The 1,870-nt window shown below is 72.5% G+C and carries 1 protein-coding gene and 1 pseudogene; both read left to right on the top strand.

All coding sequences use genetic code 11. The features are described from left to right. Positions 1-452, top strand: a pseudogene (locus tag AB0J68_RS31780) (serine/threonine protein kinase); the annotation flags it as partial. A 104-nt stretch (positions 453-556) separates the two neighbouring features. After that, positions 557-1,819: a nucleotide sugar dehydrogenase gene (locus tag AB0J68_RS31775; RefSeq protein ID WP_363942533.1), complete on the top strand. Its 1,263-nt coding sequence runs from the start codon at positions 557-559 to the stop codon at positions 1,817-1,819. Positions 1,820-1,870 lie beyond the last annotated feature (51 nt).

Here is a 1,870-nt window from a genome sequence, read left to right as displayed (position 1 = left end):
CGGCGGATGCCGGGCGTCAGCGACGTCGCGGGCCACTGGTCGGCGCGGCGGCCGCGATGCTGGTCGCCCTGATCAGCCTCGGGGCGGCACTGGGTGCGGCGCGCAACACCGGCGACGACGAGCCGGCCGTCAACCTGCCGACGACCTCCGTGACGCAGGGGCCGACCCAGCAGGCGGAGCTGCCGGCGGCGAACGAGCAGAGCACGGACGACCCGGAGCGCCCGAACCGGCCGACCGTCCCGGACGCGACCGCGTCGGCGTCGGTCACCGCCACGCCGAGCGTGCAGCCCTCCCAGTCGTCCAGCCCGCCGTCGGCGACGCCGAGCGCGACCACCGCGCCCCCGCCCAGCGACCCGCCGAAGTCCGACCCGCCGCCGAGCAACCCGCCCCCGACCGAGCCGGTCCCCACCACGGAGGCGCCGACCGGTCCGGGCGAACCGGCGGGCAACTGACCGGCCGTCGCACCAGCACCGATATCACCAAAACGGACTTACACCGCCGAAGACCCCTCTAGGCTCTCCGCAGGTCATTTCCACCATCTGCCGCGGGAGCCCGGGTGAGCGCTGAGAAGCTGGTCGTGATCGGCCAGGGGTACGTCGGACTGCCGCTGGCCATGCGCGCCGTCGAGGCGGGCCTGGACGTCGTCGGCCTCGACGTCGACGCCGGCCGGGTGAAGCGGCTCGCGTCCGGTGAGTCCTTCGTCGAGGACATCCCCACCGACCGGCTGGGCCGCGCGCTGGGCAGCGGTCGGTACCGCCCCAGCACGGAGTACACCGACGCCGAGGGTTTCGACATCTGCGTCATCACCGTGCCCACCCCGCTGCGCGACGGCACCCCGGACCTGAGCTTCGTCGAGCAGGCCGGCGTCGGCATCGGCCCGTACGTGCGGCCGGGCTGCACGGTGATCCTGGAGTCCACCACCTATCCGGGCACCACCGAGGAGCTGCTCCGACCGCTGCTGGAGTCGGCCAGCGGGCTGACCAGCCCCGGTGACTTCCACCTCGGCTACAGCCCCGAGCGGATCGACCCGGGCAACCCGACCTGGCGACTGGAGAACACCCCGAAGGTGGTCTCCGGTGTCGACGCGGTGTCGTTGGCCCGGGTGCAGGGGTTCTACCAGCGCCTCGTGGAGCGCACCGTCGCGGTGGACTCCACGAGGGTCGCCGAGCTGACCAAGCTGATCGAGAACACGTTCCGCCAGGTCAACATCGCGCTGATCAACGAGCTGACCATGCTCTCGCACCACCTGGACATCGACGTCTGGCAGGCGATCGACGCCGCCGAGACCAAGCCGTTCGGGTTCCTGCCGTTCCGGCCCGGCCCCGGTGTCGGCGGGCACTGCCTGCCGATCGACCCGTGCTACCTGTCCTGGCAGGTCAAACGGCGCCTCGGCCGGCAGTTCCGGTTCATCGAGCTGGCCAACGACGTCAACCACGAGATGCCCGAGCACGTCGCGCAGCGGATCATGGCGGGGCTGAACCGGGCTGGCCGGGCGGTGAGCGGCGCCCGACTGCTGCTGCTCGGGCTCGCGTACAAGAAGAACACCGGCGACATGCGGGACTCCCCCGCCGTCGACGTGGCCCGCCGGTTGCAGGCCCTCGGCGCCGAGGTCTACGCGGTGGAGCCGTACGCGGAGGCCCACCACATTCCCGCCGGGGTCACCATCGTCGAGCTCACCGAGCGGGAGGTGCGGGCCGCGGACGCGGTGGTGGTCGTCACCGACCACGACAGCTTCGACTACGACCTGGTGGTCCGGCACGCCCGCTACGTCTTCGACACCCGCAACCGGTGCGTCGGCGAGATGGTCGAGCGCCTCTAGACCCGGCACCGCTGGCCGGTCCCGCCGCCGGGGAAGACGGCGGGACCGGCC

Origin of the sequence: Micromonospora sp. NPDC049580 (assembly GCF_040675595.1) — a bacterium.
In the GTDB taxonomy this organism is placed as follows: domain Bacteria; phylum Actinomycetota; class Actinomycetes; order Mycobacteriales; family Micromonosporaceae; genus Micromonospora.
This window is presented reverse-complemented; position numbering and strand designations above follow the sequence as displayed.